Annotated in this window: 15 protein-coding genes; 9 read left to right on the top strand and 6 right to left on the bottom strand. The window is 65.1% G+C overall.

Going from position 1 to position 14243, the window contains the following annotated elements; translation table 11 throughout:
- Window positions 1-3 precede the first annotated feature (3 nt).
- Complete coding sequence (locus G474_RS20160; RefSeq protein WP_051282155.1) at window positions 4-1206, bottom strand: efflux RND transporter periplasmic adaptor subunit; 1203 nt, start codon at window positions 1204-1206, stop codon at window positions 4-6.
- 272 nt (window positions 1207-1478) lie between these two features.
- Here G474_RS20160 and G474_RS0108415 point away from each other — a divergent pair, with 272 nt between their 5' ends.
- Window positions 1479-2171: a DUF3334 family protein gene (locus tag G474_RS0108415; protein ID WP_026686582.1), complete on the top strand. Its 693-nt coding sequence runs from the start codon at window positions 1479-1481 to the stop codon at window positions 2169-2171.
- A gap of 5 nt (window positions 2172-2176) precedes the next feature.
- Here the strand turns inward: G474_RS0108415 and G474_RS0108410 are convergent, their stop codons facing one another.
- The gene (locus G474_RS0108410; protein WP_156919207.1) at window positions 2177-3283 is read right to left on the bottom strand and encodes a DUF2914 domain-containing protein; all 1107 of its coding nucleotides are present in this window, start codon (window positions 3281-3283) and stop codon (window positions 2177-2179) included.
- 149 nt (window positions 3284-3432) lie between these two features.
- Between G474_RS0108410 and G474_RS20155 the strand changes: the two genes are divergently transcribed.
- From G474_RS20155 to G474_RS0108390, 4 genes are all read left to right on the top strand, one after another.
- The gene (locus G474_RS20155; RefSeq protein WP_156919206.1) at window positions 3433-4956 is read left to right on the top strand and encodes an extracellular catalytic domain type 2 short-chain-length polyhydroxyalkanoate depolymerase; all 1524 of its coding nucleotides are present in this window, start codon (window positions 3433-3435) and stop codon (window positions 4954-4956) included.
- Between the two features lie 349 nt (window positions 4957-5305).
- A complete protein-coding gene (gene ilvB, locus G474_RS0108400; RefSeq protein ID WP_084513668.1) occupies window positions 5306-7027 on the top strand; it encodes an acetolactate synthase large subunit in 1722 nt (573 codons plus the stop codon).
- A 181-nt stretch (window positions 7028-7208) separates the two neighbouring features.
- Window positions 7209-7511 carry an acetolactate synthase small subunit gene (gene ilvN, locus G474_RS0108395; RefSeq protein WP_026686579.1) on the top strand — a complete coding sequence of 101 codons (303 nt, stop codon included), beginning with the start codon at window positions 7209-7211 and terminating at the stop codon, window positions 7509-7511.
- 11 nt (window positions 7512-7522) lie between these two features.
- Entirely contained in the window at window positions 7523-8401 is an 879-nt protein-coding gene (locus G474_RS0108390) for a putative RNA methyltransferase (RefSeq protein ID WP_026686578.1), read from the top strand.
- An 80-nt stretch (window positions 8402-8481) separates the two neighbouring features.
- Here the strand turns inward: G474_RS0108390 and G474_RS0108385 are convergent, their stop codons facing one another.
- The 3 genes from G474_RS0108385 to G474_RS0108375 are packed head-to-tail and all read right to left on the bottom strand — an operon-like array spanning window position 8482 to window position 10842.
- Complete coding sequence (locus tag G474_RS0108385; RefSeq protein WP_245589331.1) at window positions 8482-9198, bottom strand: Crp/Fnr family transcriptional regulator; 717 nt, start codon at window positions 9196-9198, stop codon at window positions 8482-8484.
- A gap of 3 nt (window positions 9199-9201) precedes the next feature.
- Window positions 9202-10491 carry a cytochrome-c peroxidase gene (locus G474_RS20150; protein WP_051282149.1) on the bottom strand — a complete coding sequence of 430 codons (1290 nt, stop codon included), beginning with the start codon at window positions 10489-10491 and terminating at the stop codon, window positions 9202-9204.
- Between the two features lie 48 nt (window positions 10492-10539).
- Window positions 10540-10842 (bottom strand): DUF4242 domain-containing protein, encoded by a 303-nt coding sequence (locus tag G474_RS0108375; protein WP_026686576.1) that lies wholly within the window; start codon window positions 10840-10842, stop codon window positions 10540-10542.
- A gap of 377 nt (window positions 10843-11219) precedes the next feature.
- On the opposite strand from G474_RS0108375, the gene dinD reads away from it, so the two are divergent.
- Complete coding sequence (gene dinD / locus G474_RS0108370) at window positions 11220-12077, top strand: DNA damage-inducible protein D (RefSeq protein WP_026686575.1); 858 nt, start codon at window positions 11220-11222, stop codon at window positions 12075-12077.
- A gap of 13 nt (window positions 12078-12090) precedes the next feature.
- Here the strand turns inward: dinD and G474_RS23310 are convergent, their stop codons facing one another.
- Window positions 12091-12246, bottom strand: coding sequence for a hypothetical protein (locus tag G474_RS23310; RefSeq protein WP_156919205.1), 156 nt, complete (start codon window positions 12244-12246; stop codon window positions 12091-12093).
- A 307-nt stretch (window positions 12247-12553) separates the two neighbouring features.
- On the opposite strand from G474_RS23310, the gene G474_RS22715 reads away from it, so the two are divergent.
- The 3 genes from G474_RS22715 to G474_RS23905 form a co-directional block, all read left to right on the top strand.
- Window positions 12554-13609, top strand: a complete 1056-nt coding sequence (locus G474_RS22715; protein WP_084513667.1) for a TIR domain-containing protein — start codon at window positions 12554-12556, stop codon at window positions 13607-13609.
- A gap of 18 nt (window positions 13610-13627) precedes the next feature.
- Window positions 13628-13912, top strand: coding sequence for a hypothetical protein (locus tag G474_RS23305; protein ID WP_156919204.1), 285 nt, complete (start codon window positions 13628-13630; stop codon window positions 13910-13912).
- Window positions 13913-14056: 144 nt separating this feature from the next.
- The coding region (locus G474_RS23905; protein WP_211228084.1) for a hypothetical protein at window positions 14057-14243 on the top strand (187 nt) is incomplete at its 3' end.

Here is a 14243-nt window from a genome sequence, read left to right as displayed (position 1 = left end):
TCCTTAGCCCTGCTTGGCCGGTGCAGCTTCGCTCTTGGCCGGGGCCGCCTCCTTGGCGGCCGGCGCAGCGGCGGGGGCGGCCCCCGGCGCGCCCGGAGCGGCACCCGGAGCATGCGGCGCCACCGGGGCGCCGGGCTTGAGCTTCATCAGGTTGTCGATGATCACCTTGTCGCCGGGGTTGAGGCCGCCCAGCACCACCCAGTCCTTGCCCAGCCACTCGCCGGTCTTGATGGGACGGGGCGCCACCTTGTTCTCGGGATCGGCCACCATCACCAGGCTGCCCTTTTCGGTCTGCAGCACGGCGCTCTGGGGCACCAGATACACCCCGTCCTGGTCTCCGGCCAGCAGACGCACGCGCACGAACTGCCCGGGCAGGAGCTGGCCTTCCTTGTTGGAGAATTCAGCCCGCAGCTGCTGGGTGCCCAGGGTGGTGTCGATGCTGGAAGCGAGGAAGTTCAGCTTGCCCTGGTGGGGATAGACGGAGCCATCCGCCAGCACCAGCTCCACGCCGGTGACCGTGTTCGGGGTCAGGCGGCCGCCGGGCAGCTTGGCGGCCTCGCTCTCGGCCAGGCTGAAGCGTACCCACATGGGGTCGTTCTGATAGACGGTGGTGAGCAGGCTGTCGGTGCCGGTGGTGATCAGGTTGCCCACGGATTTCTCGGCCCGGCCGGTGACCCCATCCACCGGGGCAGTGACCGTGGTCCAGGACAGGTTCAGCTGGGCCTGGCGCAGGGCGGCCTGGGCCACGTCATTGGCGCTCACCCCGTCGTCGTATTCCTTGCGGCTCACCCCTTGCACTTCCAGCAGCTTCTTCAGCCGGGCCAGTTCCCGCTCGGTCTGGTCTGCCCGGGCCTTGGCCTCGGCGTGGGCGATCTCATAGCTGGCCCGGTCGATCTGGAACAGGGGCTGCCCGGCCTTGACGCTCTGGCCTTCCTGGTAGAGCTGCTTCATGAGAATGCCGCCCACCCGGGCCCGCACCTCGGTTTCCTTGGCGCCCTCGGTCTGGGCCATGATTTCCACCGCATTGGGTACCCGCTGGGGCTGCATCTCCATCACCGTCACCGGCAGGGGACCCATGGCCGGACCCTGGGGCGCTTCGGAGCCGGAACAGGCCGCCAGGGCCAGGGCGCTGCTCAGGGCCAGGGGCAGGAGCCGCAGCAGCGGCCGGGTGGGAACGGGCGAAACCTTGTTGTTGTGCTGGGGCATGGCAGATTCTCCGTGGGGATGGGGGGGAATGGCAGCGAGTATATATACATTCATGGATGTATGTAAGTACGGGAAAGCCGTAATTCCCCGCAATCAGCCTCTGATACCCCCTGGTGTCGGATGGTTCATCTGCGCTGCTGGCGGGGTGGCTCCGGCCCTCTGGCTGCGCCCTCGGGAAGCGAAATCCCGGTGCAGGCCGGGCCGGGGGTGCTGGGCCCTGTAGACCTATGTTATACATAAGCCCATTCCTTTACTCAGAGACAAGTCCAGCCATGACTGCCCAGGAAAAAGAAGCCGTATACGGCACCGAAGAAATCCTCATCAGCCTCTGCAACTCCGTCACCAAAGTGCTCAGCGTCGCCACCCAGAGCCAGCTGCACTATTCGGGCATGGTGCAGCGCATCACCAAGACCTGCCTGAAGCCGGACATCGGCTGCTTCGTGCTCTTCGACGGGGGCTTTTCCGGTCTGGTGGTGATCAATTTTTCGGCGCCGGCGGCCATGGAGCTCTACGAGAACTACATGCTCAACATGGGCATGTCCCGGGACGGGCTGGCCAGCACCCACACCTCCGACGAGGTCAGCAACGTGATGGGGGAATTGATGAACCAGATCGTCGGGGACTTCACCGGCAAGGTGGCCCGGGAGCTGCAGACCCACATCACCCAGAACCAGCCCAAGATGCTGGTGCTGAACAAGCAGGTGATGCTCAGCGTCGATACCAACCTGGACAAGCCCGAAGCGCGCCGGGTCACCTTCTTCACCGGGCGCAACAACATCTTCTACCTGGAACTGGCCATAGACCGGACCGAGTTCATCAAGCTCTACGATTTCGAACCCCAGGATGCCCCGAATCCCGACGAGCTGTTCGACCAGGCCGGGAGTGCTTCGGCGGCGGCCCCGGCGCTGGCCGGCAGCAGCGATAGCAGCGACAACGAGGACCTGCTCAAATCCCTGGGCATGTAGCCCGGTTAGTAGCGGCGCAGCTCCGGGTTGGCGGGCAGGCCCGGGGCGACGCTGAAATCCAGGCTGGTGATGGTCTGCCCCTCCTGGGTGGCCACCACCAGGCGCCATTCCCCGGGGGCCGGATCATTCACGTAGGAATAGCCCCGGAACCCCTCCTTGCGTCCCCCCTGAACGGTGAAGCGGATTTCCCGCACCGTGCTCCAGCTCCCGCCCGGGGGCTGGTACAGCCAGCGGTGCTCCAGGGGGGCGGACACGCCCTTCGGGGCGAACACGGCGGAAATGCCGTACAGCCGGCCCTTGGGCGGCAGGTGCAGGGTTTCCGCCTGGGTGCGCCAGAACTGCCAGGCCGGCGCCGGCTCCACCAGCAGCTGGTATTCCCCCTTTTCCTGCACGAAATCCTGACCCACGGCGCTGGCCTTGTTCACCAGGGGCACCGGCGCCACCATGTCCAGATGCCAGGCCAGCAGCAGGCAGAAGGCCACGCCCCAGGCTGGGCGGATGCGCCCCGGGCTGCCCGGGGCCAGCCAGTAGAGCAGCTGGGCCAGGCCCAGCCCCAGGGCCGTGGATACGTGGAACCAGCGGGTATCCAGAGTGCCCAGGGCGTGCGGCAGGGCAAAGTTCATGAACAGGATGGCGCACAGGGCGAACAGGCACCAGTTGAGGGTGAAGCGGCGGCCGTAGCGGTCCCGCCAGAATTCGTTGGCCACCAGCAGCAAGGCCAGGAAGCCCGCAGCCAGCCAGGCCGGCAGGTGGCCGGCGCTCTTCACGTAGAGGATGAACAGGGCCGAGAACAGGCCGCCGAAGAAGAACTGCAGCAGCAGGTAAGGGGCAATCCAGCGGATCTGCTGCCAGCGGCCCCGGTAGGTGGGGCTGGGTTCGGGGGGATGGATGAAGCGGTCCCGGCGCCAGGCCAGCCAGTAGAGCAGCAGGGCGGCGCCCGCCAGGTAGGCGCCCAGGCGCCAGAAATCCAGGGGCTTCACCCGCTGGCCCAGGGTCAGGGCATCCCAGAGGAAGCCGCCGACGAAGGCGGCCACGGGATACAGACGTCTGGGCGTAAACGGCCGGTGGGCGGACATGGAAAGCGCTGGCGCAGCGGGGAACAGGGGCGCCATGGTAACGCAGGGGCGGGCCCCCGGCCCAGCACAAGTTGGCCCCCGGGGCCAGGCCGGCCTTGCCTTGTGTGGCGTCAATGCCTAAGGTGATGCCATTGTCCTGGCTACGGATGGCCCGGGACGGGAAAACGGGAGAGATCACCATGGGAATGTCGATCAAGTTGCGGATGCTGGGCGGGCTGCTGGCCGGCCTCCTGGCCTGGGGGCCGCTTCAGGCCAGGGAGCCCCTGCCGGCCCTGAACCTGGACCTGGAGCAGACCACGGTGTCGGGGATTTCCTCCGGCGCCTTCATGGCGGTGCAGTTCGGGGTGGCCCATTCTGCCGCGGTGCGGGGCGTGGCGGCCACGGCCGGCGGCCCCTATTTCTGCTCCGGGCGCGACGCCTGGGCCGGGGCCGGGGTGAGCCGGGCCATGGCCCGCTGCATGCAGGGGGACCCGGCCTATCCGGCCCGGCCCATCGGCCCCGAGGAGCAGGATGCCATGGTGGCCGCCACCCGGGCCTGGGCCGCCAACGGCCTGATCGACGCCAGCAGCGGGCTGGCCCGGCAGCGCCTGTGGATCTTCCATGGCTACAACGACGGCATCGTCAAGGCCCCGGTCAGCACCGCCCTGGCCGATTACTACCGCCACTTCCTGGCGCCCGGCCAGCTCTTCGCTAAGGAGGAACTGCCTGCGGCCCACGCCCAGATTTCCGCCAGCTGCCCGGCCCATCCGGGCGGCACCGCCTGCAACACCTGCAGCAGCACCGGGGGCAACTACATCAACAGCTGTCCGGCGGCGCCGGGCAGCGAGCAGGCCTACGATGCCGCCGGCTCCGCCCTGCAGTTCTTCTACGGCCCCCTGGAACGCAGGCCCACCCCGGCCCTGGGGGGCCAGGTACTGGCCTTCGACCAGGCGCCCTATGTGCGCAAGGGCGGTAGCCCGGTGGACCCCATCAAGGTCTCCCTGGCCGGGACCGGCTATTTGTATCTGCCCGCCGACTGCCGCGCCGGGCTGCCCTGCCGCCTGCACGTGGCCTTCCACGGCTGCCAGCAGCAGGCGGAAAAGATCGGCATGGACTTCGTCCAGGGCGCCGGCTTCAACGAATGGGCCGACGCCAACCGCATCGTGGTGCTCTATCCCCAGACCGCCGCCACCAGCGCCGTGCCCATCACCCCCTTCAATCCCCAGGGCTGCTGGGACTGGTGGGGCTACAACGACTTTGCCTTCGACATGACCGGCCGCTATGCCACCAAGGAAGGGCTGCAGATCGCCGCCGTCTGGCGCATGGTCCAGGCCCTGGCGGCGGGGCAGGGCGGGGCACCGGCTCCCGCGCCAGCAAAGACTGCCCTGACCCTGGTGGATGCCGGGGCCACCCAGGTGCTGCTGGCCTGGGGCCGGGCGGCGGCGGGAGAGCGCTACCGCCTCTACCGGCAGGGGGCGGACGGCGCGGCGGAGCAGCGCCTCACCCCGGAAGACTTTTCGGATACCGCCTTCGTGGATGGAAACCTGGCCCCTGCCGGAAGCTACCGTTACCGGCTACAGATTCTCGGGGCCGATGCTCAGCTCCGCCCCGGGGGTGAGCTGGAAGCCCGCACGGCGGCGGCGCCTCCGGCCTGCGACCCCTATTTCTCCTTCAGCCAGGGGCGCCCGGTGACCCGGAACAACCGGCCCACCACCCAGGTCTGCCCATGAGGGCTTGCCGGGCCGGCGGCGCAACTATTTTTCGCCGCCCCCTTGGCAGGGGTCGGGGGGCGGGACCATAATGGCCCCTCTTTTTGCTGCCGCCTCGATGTCGATGATCCTTGACGCCGCCTTCCGCCGTACTGCCGCCGCCTTCGTGCCGGCCGGCCTGCGCGCGGCGTCCGTGGCCGTCATTACCGTAACCGTAGTCGTACCTGTAATCGTACAGGGCGCACCGGCACGGGCAGGCTAGCAGAAACAGATAGCCAGAATCCAAAACCCCCGCCGGTGCAAACCGGGCGGGGGTTTCTCTTTTGGGGCCCTCCTCCCGGCGAAGCCGGTAACTGAAAGGAGAGCACCCATGACCAACCTTGCCGAACTGGCCCAGCCCCATGCCCGGGAGGCCGCCCCCCACACGGAAACCCTGAGCGGCGCCGAGATCATCGTGCGCCTGCTGGAACGCCAGGGCATCCGTACCGTGGCCGGCATCCCGGGCGGCCCCATCCTGCCCTTTTACGACGCCCTGTCCCGCTCCACCCGCATCCACCACGTGCTGGCCCGGCACGAGCAGGGCGCCGGCTTCATGGCCCAGGGCATGGCCCGGGTCACGGGACAGCCGGCCGTGTGCATCGCCTCTTCGGGGCCCGGCGCCACCAACCTGCTCACGGCCATCGCCGATGCCAAGCTGGATTCCATCCCCCTGGTGGCCATCACCGGCCAGGTGCCCCAGGCCCTGATCGGCACCGACGCTTTTCAGGAGGTGGATACCTACGGCCTGTCCCTGCCCATCACCAAGCACAACTTCCTGGTCAGCTCCGCCGCCGAGCTCCTGGAAGTGCTGCCCCGGGCCTTTGAAATCGCCGCTTCCGGCCGCCCCGGGCCGGTGCTGGTGGATGTGCCCAAGGATGTCCAGACCGAACGCATCAGCATCACCGACTGGCCCGCACCCGGGACCCGGCAGGCCCCGTCGCCGGCCCCCCAGGCGCTGCTGCAGGCCGCTGCTGACCTGATCAACGGGGCCGAGAAGCCCATCCTCTACCTGGGCGGCGGGGTAGTGGCCGGGGGCGCCGCGTCCCTGGCCGTGCAGTTGGCGGAGCAGGCCGAGCTGCCCACGGTGATGACCCTCATGGCCCTGGGCGCCATGCCCGTGGATCACCGGCTTTCCCTGCGCATGCTGGGCATGCACGGGGCCCGCTCCACCAACCTGGCCCTGGACGAGTGCGACCTGCTGATCGCCGTGGGGGCCCGCTTCGACGACCGGGCCACGGGCCAGGTGGCCCAGTTCTGCCCGGGGGCGCGCATCGTCCACATCGACATCGACCCGGCCGAGCTGCACAAGATCAAGACTGCCCACGTGGGTATCACCGGCGACACGGCCCAGGTGCTGCAAGCCCTGCTGCCCCTGGTGGAGGCGCGGCAGCGGCCGGCATGGCTGGCCCGCATCGACCAGCTGGAAAGCGAGCATCCCTTCCCCCTGCCCGAGGACAGCCACGATCCCCGCAGCCACTTCGGCCTGATCCGCACCGTGGCCGCCTGCCTGGACGACGAGGCCATCATCGCCACCGACGTGGGCCAGCACCAGATGTGGGTGGCCCAGGCCTACCCCCTGCGCCGGCCGCGCCAGTGGCTCACGTCCGGCGGTCTGGGCACCATGGGCTTCGGCCTGCCCGCCGCCATCGGCGCCGCCCTGGCCGAACCCCGGCGCACCGTGGTCTGCTTCACCGGCGACGGCTCCATCCTGATGAACATCCAGGAACTGGTGACCGCCGCCCAGGAGGATGCGAACGTCAAGATCATCGTCATGGACAACGCCTCCCTGGGCCTGGTGCACCAGCAGCAGACCCTGTTCTACAAGGAGCGGGTCTATGCCTCCCGCTTCCAGGCGGTGCCCGACTTCGTCCAGGTGGCCCGGGGCTGCGGCATCAAGGCCGTGGATCTGGACAAGAGCGCCAATCCCTGCGCCGACCTGCTCCAGGCCCTGTCCAGCCACGGCCCCTGCCTGATCCACGTGAGCATAGACCTGGCCCACAAGGTCTGGCCCATGGTGCCCCCGGGCGCTGCCAACCGGGACATGATCGGGTGAGCCGGCATGTCTTGCCACAGCGCTTGCCACAGCGGCACAGGGACCCGGAGAAGGACAGGAACGCCAGGGCCCGTCCCCTTGCTTTGCCCCGCCGGGGGGCAGGGGCGGCATGGTCTTTTCTCTGTGTGCTCCGTGTCGCTGTGGGGCAAATGAGGTTTCGAGATTGACTGCCAAGGAGAACATGATGACGACACAAACCCGCGCCAGCGCCGTGCTGGAAATCGACGTGAACAACCATGCCGGAGTGATGGCCCATGTGGTGGGCCTGTTTTCCCGCCGCGCCTACAACCTGGAAGGCATAGCCTGCCTGCCCGTGGGGGACGGCCGGCACAGCCGCATCTGGCTCAAGGTGATGGAAGACGAACGCATGCCCCAGGTGCTGCGCCAGGTGGAAAAGCTGGAGGACGTGCAGGGCGTGCGCCTGCACGGGGGCGACCACCCGGTATTCACCGGTCTGGCCGCCCATTTCCGCCAGGACGGATAGAATGCCGGCCCATGGAACTCAGACCCTATGACCGCCTGACCTGCCCCCTGGATGGCCTGCCCCTGGAACGGCAGGGGGGCAGCTGGCGCTGCGCCCGGGGGCACGCCTTCGATCAGGCAGCCCAGGGCTATGTGAATCTGCTCCCCGTGCAGCAGAAACGTTCCCGGGACCCGGGGGACAGCAAGGAGATGGTGGCCGCCCGGCGCAGCTTTCTCAATGCCGGCCATTACCAGCCCATTGCCGCTGCCGTCAGCCGCCTGACCCTGGCGGAGCGCCCCGCTGGCAGCACCCTGAACTGTCTGGACGCCGGCTGCGGCGAAGGCTATTACCTGCGCCGCCTGGCCGAGGCCGGGCAGGCGGCCGGGCCCGGCAGGCTCGCCATCCTGGGGCTGGACATTTCCAAGTGGGCGGTTCTGGCCGCCGCCAGGCAGGATCGCTTTGCCAGCCAGGGGCAGGGCCTGGCCTGGGTGGTGGGTAGCAATGCCCACCTGCCGGTGCCCGACGGGGAGATGGACCGGCTCCTCTGCCTGTTCGGTTTTCCCGTGTATGAAGAATTCGCCCGGGTGCTCAAACCCGGCGGGCTGCTGCTCCAGGTGGATGCGGGTCCCGGGCATCTGTTGCAGCTGCGGGAGGTCATCTACCCCAGCCTCAAGCCGGAAAAACCCGTCAGCCTGCAGCCGCCCCCCGGCTTCACTCCGGCAGGGGAGGAAACCCTGGCCTATCCCCTGGCACTGGAAAACCAGGAAGCCATCGCCAGCCTGCTGGCCATGACCCCCCACCAGCATCTGGCAGGCGCCGAAGGCCGGGCTAGGGCGGCCCGGCTCAACCGGCTGGAAGTGGACGTGCAGGTGCGCCTGAAACTGTGGCGGCGGGCGCCGCTGGCCGGCTGAGCCGGGGGTGGCCAGAGGGGGGCGGGCCGTTTCCGCCCTGCCGGTTTCTTTCCTGAGGCACCCGGCGGCCGGGCAGGTTTTCAGCCGGCGGGCTGGCCCAGCAGCCGGGACAGCCCGTTCCGGTCCAGGAGCTGGATGCGGCCCCGCCGGGTCTGCAGCAGCCGGGCCGCAACCATGCCCCGCAGCAGCCGGGCAATCACCTCCCGGGTGCTGCCCAGGTGATGGGCGATTTGTTCCTGGGTCATGGCGATCTCTCCCTGGGTGTTGGCGCGCAACAGCAGCAGGTTGGCCAGCCGCTGCTCCAGCTTGTAGGCATGCACATCCTCCAGCTCCCGCATCAGGCGGAACACCAGGGTGGACAGGGCGCGCACGGTCATGTCCTGGATCCCGGGTTCCTGCTGGAACAGGCGCCGGAACAGGGGGCCGGGCACCAGGGCCAGGGTGGTATCGCTCTCCGCCTCCACCCAGGCCGGGTAGCTCAGGTCGTTGAACAGGCTGTTGAGGGCGAAGATGCAGGTTTCCCCGGGGTCGATGAAATACAGGCTGGCCTCGCTGCCTTCCGGCGACAGGGAGAACACCCGCAGCCGGCCGCTGAGCACGAAATAGGCGCCGGAAATGGCCTGCCCCTTGTAGAGGGCCTGGGTGTGCCGGGGCAGGTGCAGGCGCTGCACGCCCGCGTGGAGCAGTTGCAGACCCGGCCCCGAGAGCCGGCGGAAGACTTCCAGGGATTCCAGGGCAGGGCTTTCCATGGGCTTGGGCGGTGGCGGAAAGCGCCAGTCTAGCAATTCCGCCCGCATGGGTCAGGCTCCGCTCCGGCCGCTCAGGGCCGTCTTCAGCCGGGCGCTGCTCAAGGCGTCCAGGAAGGCCGCCAGGTCGTCGATGTCCGCCTCGCTGAGGCTGCGCTGGGCGACGGACTGCAGCTGCCCGTCGGCCCCGAACAGGAAGCGCTGGCGCGGCGTGACGCCGGGCACCGCCACGTCCAGCTGGGACACCGCCATGATGCGGATCGCCTCCTTCAACTCCCGCACCCGGCCATTGTGGAAGTAGGGCCCGGTGAGGGCCACGTTGCGCAGGGACGGCACCCGCCAGGCCCGGGGCCCCGGGGGTTGGCCGGCCTCCTGGTCCAGCCCGTAACGGCGGGCCAGGGGATTGGGAAAGGCGGGGAAGATGCGCAGGGGCGCGCCCTTTTCCAGCAGGCTGGCATCGCTGAAGGCCGGGCCCCGGTGGCAGTTGATGCAGCCGGTTTCCTGGAACAGGCGCATGCCCCGCAGCTGAGCCGGGTCCAGGGCGTTTTGGTCGCCCTGCACGTAGCGGTCGTAGGGGCTGTCGGCGGTGACCAGGGTGCGCTCGTAGGCGGCCAGGGCCCGGGCCACCCGGGTGAAGCTGATGTCCGGGTCCCCGAAGGCCTGCCGGAACGCCGGGCCGTAAGCAGGCAGGGCCTGCAGGCGCCGCTCCGCCTCGGCCCCGGAACTCAGGCCCATTTCCACCGGATTCAGGATGGGGCCGGTGGCCTGGGCCTCCAGGGAAGGAGCGCGGCCATCCCAGAACAGCACCGACTGGAAGCCCGAATTCCACACCGTGGGGGAATTGCGCGGCCCCACCTGGGCCCCTATGCCCACGGCCTGGGGCTGGCCGTCGGCCCCCGCCGCTGCCAGCAGGTCATGGCAGGAGGCACAGGTCAGACGGCCATCGGCGGACAGGGCGGTTTCGTTGAAGAGCTGCCGCCCCAGCTCCACCAGGGCCGGATCAGTGGCCGCCCCCGGCGCTCGGGCCGGCAGGGCCTGCCACTGGTAGGGCTGGTACTGCAGCACCGCCGCTGGTCCCGGCAGGGCGGCGGCCCGGCGGCTGAAATCCGGATGGGGCAGCACCAGCAGCCGGTCCGGCTTGGGGTTCAGGTACAGGGCCACGCTCATCTTGAAGATGAAGGCCAGCACCCCGGCCCCCAGGGCGGCGGTGAGCAGCCACTTGCCCGGGGTTTCCAGGTGAGTGAAGGGGCCCAGCTCCAGGTGCACCATGGACACCAGCACCACCAGGGCCAGCAGCAGGGCAGGCCCGGCCACGCCCAGCACATCGAACAGACCTGTTTCCATGGGAATCTCCTCGCGAAGAAAGGCCGGGGCGCGGCCCCGGCCGGTTGCTCAGGGGGCGCGGCGGAAGAAGGTATCCCCGGGGGTGGCGGTGCTGACCTCGGTGATGCCGTCGAAGGGCAGCCCCACCCGGGCATGGGCCCGGCGCACCGCCTCCGCATCCGCCGCCATGTTCAGGCAGAAGGCCTTGCCCGCGTCGTAACTCAGGTGGATGCGGATGGGCACCACCTCCTCCGCGTAACAGGCCTGCTCGTAGAGGCGGTAGAAACTCTCGAAATCGTCGCGGCTGAGCTCCTGGGGAAAGGTGCCGGACTGGCGGTCATGGGTGTCGATGAAAAAACGCATGGCTTGCATGGCGGTCTCCGTGAATGAAGTCACAACCAGCCCGAAGGCCGGCGCCTGCGGGGCAGGACGGAGACAAGCTTGCCCGGGGGAGCGCGGGCCTTCCGTAGCTTTTGTTACAGAAGGGCCTGGGTGTCGGACCGCCAGCTTCCTTGGAGGTAGGGGCTGCATCTATTGCCAGAAATGCTGGCTTGCTGGTGACGATATGCGGTGCCACTTCGCAACCCCTGTTCATTCAAATAACATGATGTCCTTTCCAGGGATATTCCGGGCGAACGGGTATCCGGCTGGAATGTCGAGGCTTGCCGAGGCGTTTGCATCCCGAAGGCGTGGTAAAGGCCCTCGCCGTTGTCGAAGCCAGGCATGAACATGAATGAAAGGGCGTCGCTATGCACTCCAGTTCGATTCAATTACTCAAGAACCGATTCGATGCGCTAGGCCAGCAAACGCCAGAAGAAGGCATCGAATTCTGGTTTGCCCGCGACCTGATGGAACCGCTTGGCTACGTGCGCTGGGAGAATTTCCAGACCGCCATCAAGCGCGCCATCGAATCCTGCGAAACCACGGGCTACGCGGTCAGCGATCATTTTCGTGGCGTCACGAAAATGATCGAGATCGGCAAGGGCGGCCAGCGCCAGGTCGACGACTACATGCTCACCCGCTACGCCTGCTACCTGATCGCCCAGAACGGCGATCCGCGCAAGGAAGCGATTGCCTTCGCCCAAAGCTACTTCGCCATCCAGACTCGCAAACAGGAGCTGATCGAGGACCGCATGCGCCTGCAAGCCAGGCTCGATGCCCGTGAACGCCTGCGCGAATCGGAAAAGACACTGTCCCAGAACATCTACGAACGCGGCGTTGACGACGCCGGCTTCGGCCGCATCCGCTCACAAGGCGATGCAGCCCTCTTCGGCGGCCACACCACCCAGGCCATGAAAGACCGTTTCGGCATCACCAAGGCCCGCCCGCTGGCCGACTTTCTGCCTACCCTGACTATCGCTGCCAAGAACCTGGCGACCGAAATCACCAATCACAACGTCAACCAGGACAACCTGCAAGGCGAACGCGCCATCACCCGCGAGCATGTGCAAAACAACGAAAGCGTGCGCGAGATGCTCGGCCAGCGCGGTATCAAGCCGGAGCAACTGCCGCCGGAAGAGGACATCAAGAAGCTGGAGCGGCGGGTCAAGGCGGAAGAGAAGAAACTGGTTCAACAGTCGGGGACGTTGCCGGGGCCAAAAGAGTAAATTCGCCACACGTCTATGAAAACGCGAAGCTGCCCCGGATATTTGCCATGACCGAAAAAGTCCAAGTTGATGCCAGAACAGCCGGGTTGCTCTTAATAATTGGGATCTGACCCCTATTTTCCCCGGACTGGCGGTCATGGGTGTCGATGAAAAAACGCATGGCTTGCATGGCGGTCTCCGTGAATGAAGTCACAACCAGCCCGAAGGTCGGCGCCTGCGGGGCAGGACGAGACAAGCTTGCCCGGGGAGCGCGGGCCTTCCGTAGCTTTTGTTACGGAAGAGGCGGATTTTGGTTGAATCGACTGGTGAGTTGGCATGCTGGCAACGCCTGCACTCGGCCAAGAGCTGCCAGGAGGCTGAATCGCCCGAAAGCTGGCGTACAATTCCATTGGCAACTTTTGGCGATTTTCAGAAAATCTTGGAGCTGTTTTCAATTATTCAGCATTCGTTACCATTAAATCACCAGCGGAGTGTCAATGCCCCTGCACGAGAAAACAGACGAGATTCGCCGTTTAATCAGTTCGTTTGAGACAGAGTCTGGGAAATTTTATCCTCTAAAACTCTCGCTTCTATTTGTTACACAGGATGGCACCAGCTTCAATCGCCCATTTATGAAGCCAAACCACGCCATAATGTTGTGGCAGTACTATGGCACACTGGGTGGTGATGGCGCACTACTAAAGTTTCAAAACGATCTTGTCTCCAGCGACCTCAAATGGGGAATAAGGGGTGCTGCTTTGTCATGTTACGGCTTGCTCGAAGGCGAAGGGCTGGATTTGTTTTTACGAATGGCACAACGAGCCGGATCTTTATTCGATGAGGATGAAGCCACTCTGCTTCAAATTAGAGCAACTTCAGAAATCATTGAAAACGAAAAGAAAAGGTTGGATTTAGCCAAACCAACGGTCACGTCGAACAATAATCCGTTAGCTGTTTGGTTGAACTATCTAATTTTTCATCTTTCGATGACAAATCCGGGAAGGGAGCGTTCTCAGCAGATTGAGCCTGACCCGTTCTCGCTTTCTCTTATTGCCCTGGAGCGACTCTACGTGGAGCGGCGAATTACTAAGTCAGATCGATCAACGATGTCGGCAGATAACCTAAATTTTAAAGTTGCAGTCTCATTTCCTGGAGATAGGCGTAGTTTCGTTTCAACAGTTGTAGACAAGCTTCGGCCTGCACTACCAGCAGACTCGATATTCTATGACTATGACTATCAGGCGCAACTGTCCAGGCCAAATCTAGATATTTTTCTTCAAGATATTTACAGAAATCGCTCCGACCTGATCGTCATTTTTCTGTGTGAATCTTACACAGAGAAACAATGGTGCGGCCTTGAGTGGCGAGCTATTCGTGACCTGATTAAATCAAAGAGAGATGACCAACTAATGTTCGTTCGCTTTGATGATGCTCCGGTTGAAGGCCTTTTTTCGCTCGATGGTTATATTGACGCCAGGGTGCATACACCAGAAAAAGTGGCTGACTTTATACTTGAGCGCGTACGGCTCAATGAAACCTCTGGCGTCACCTAACCTGGGCGTTAGGTGCATATGTCCCACGACGCACTCTTTGAATCTTTGCTGGCTGTGAAAGACGAATCGTCCTTTCTCTTCTTTGTGGGTTTATTGGCGGAGGATCGTGCTGCATCAGAGATGGTCGCACTTAGCCCAGATGGCTTCCAAGGTGAATGGGCAAATCAAACGATTCAAGAATTTCTGCTTGCTGCAAAGTCTTGGGCTGATGATTCCGATTTTGGCGTCCGTCCCGGGCCAAAACCTGCAAACCCTTGGGCGATTATGGCTATGTTTCTCTGGGCTGGGCGTGGTTATGAGTAAAGCATCTAACCCTGCGTATATGGACTCCCCCGGAAATCAAGGAAACTGAACGATAGGTTTGGCAGCTGGAAAGCGCATGCAGTCGTATATCCGGCATCTGGTGTGGGTTCTCTATGACCCGTGCCGACATGGAATCTGCTCACGGTGCGCCAATCGGTACAAGCGGCAGGCAAGCTGCCGGAAGAGTTATCGGCGTCAATCCGTGTCGGTGCGATCCGTTTAGCCATGATGGGCGATCAGTCTCAAAGCAAACGCGGGAGGGGAAACAACAGGAACATGGGGTTTCCTTTCAGCCGGCAATGGCAAAGGCGGTACGACTCAGTTTCTTTTC

It is taken from the genome of Azovibrio restrictus DSM 23866 (assembly GCF_000429665.1).
In the GTDB taxonomy this organism is placed as follows: Bacteria; Pseudomonadota; Gammaproteobacteria; order Burkholderiales; family Rhodocyclaceae; genus Azovibrio; species Azovibrio restrictus.
The sequence above is the reverse complement of the archived record's forward strand: the minus strand, read 5'-3'. Positions and strand labels throughout refer to the sequence as shown.

Excerpts from the sequence above, each read along its gene's own strand:
- G474_RS20160 (WP_051282155.1), bottom strand. The coding sequence starts at position 1,206 with ATGCCCCAGCACAACAACAAGGTTTCGCCCGTTCCCACCCGGCCGCTG.
- G474_RS0108415 (WP_026686582.1), top strand. The coding sequence starts at position 1,479 with ATGACTGCCCAGGAAAAAGAAGCCGTATACGGCACCGAAGAAATCCTC.
- G474_RS0108410 (WP_156919207.1), bottom strand. The coding sequence starts at position 3,283 with ATGGCGCCCCTGTTCCCCGCTGCGCCAGCGCTTTCCATGTCCGCCCAC.
- G474_RS20155 (WP_156919206.1), top strand. The coding sequence starts at position 3,433 with ATGTCGATCAAGTTGCGGATGCTGGGCGGGCTGCTGGCCGGCCTCCTG.
- ilvB (WP_084513668.1), top strand. The coding sequence starts at position 5,306 with ATGACCAACCTTGCCGAACTGGCCCAGCCCCATGCCCGGGAGGCCGCC.
- ilvN (WP_026686579.1), top strand. The coding sequence starts at position 7,209 with ATGATGACGACACAAACCCGCGCCAGCGCCGTGCTGGAAATCGACGTG.
- G474_RS0108390 (WP_026686578.1), top strand. The coding sequence starts at position 7,523 with ATGGAACTCAGACCCTATGACCGCCTGACCTGCCCCCTGGATGGCCTG.
- G474_RS0108385 (WP_245589331.1), bottom strand. The coding sequence starts at position 9,198 with ATGCGGGCGGAATTGCTAGACTGGCGCTTTCCGCCACCGCCCAAGCCC.
- G474_RS20150 (WP_051282149.1), bottom strand. The coding sequence starts at position 10,491 with ATGGAAACAGGTCTGTTCGATGTGCTGGGCGTGGCCGGGCCTGCCCTG.
- G474_RS0108375 (WP_026686576.1), bottom strand. The coding sequence starts at position 10,842 with ATGCAAGCCATGCGTTTTTTCATCGACACCCATGACCGCCAGTCCGGC.
- dinD (WP_026686575.1), top strand. The coding sequence starts at position 11,220 with ATGCACTCCAGTTCGATTCAATTACTCAAGAACCGATTCGATGCGCTA.
- G474_RS23310 (WP_156919205.1), bottom strand. The coding sequence starts at position 12,246 with ATGCAAGCCATGCGTTTTTTCATCGACACCCATGACCGCCAGTCCGGG.
- G474_RS22715 (WP_084513667.1), top strand. The coding sequence starts at position 12,554 with ATGCCCCTGCACGAGAAAACAGACGAGATTCGCCGTTTAATCAGTTCG.
- G474_RS23305 (WP_156919204.1), top strand. The coding sequence starts at position 13,628 with ATGTCCCACGACGCACTCTTTGAATCTTTGCTGGCTGTGAAAGACGAA.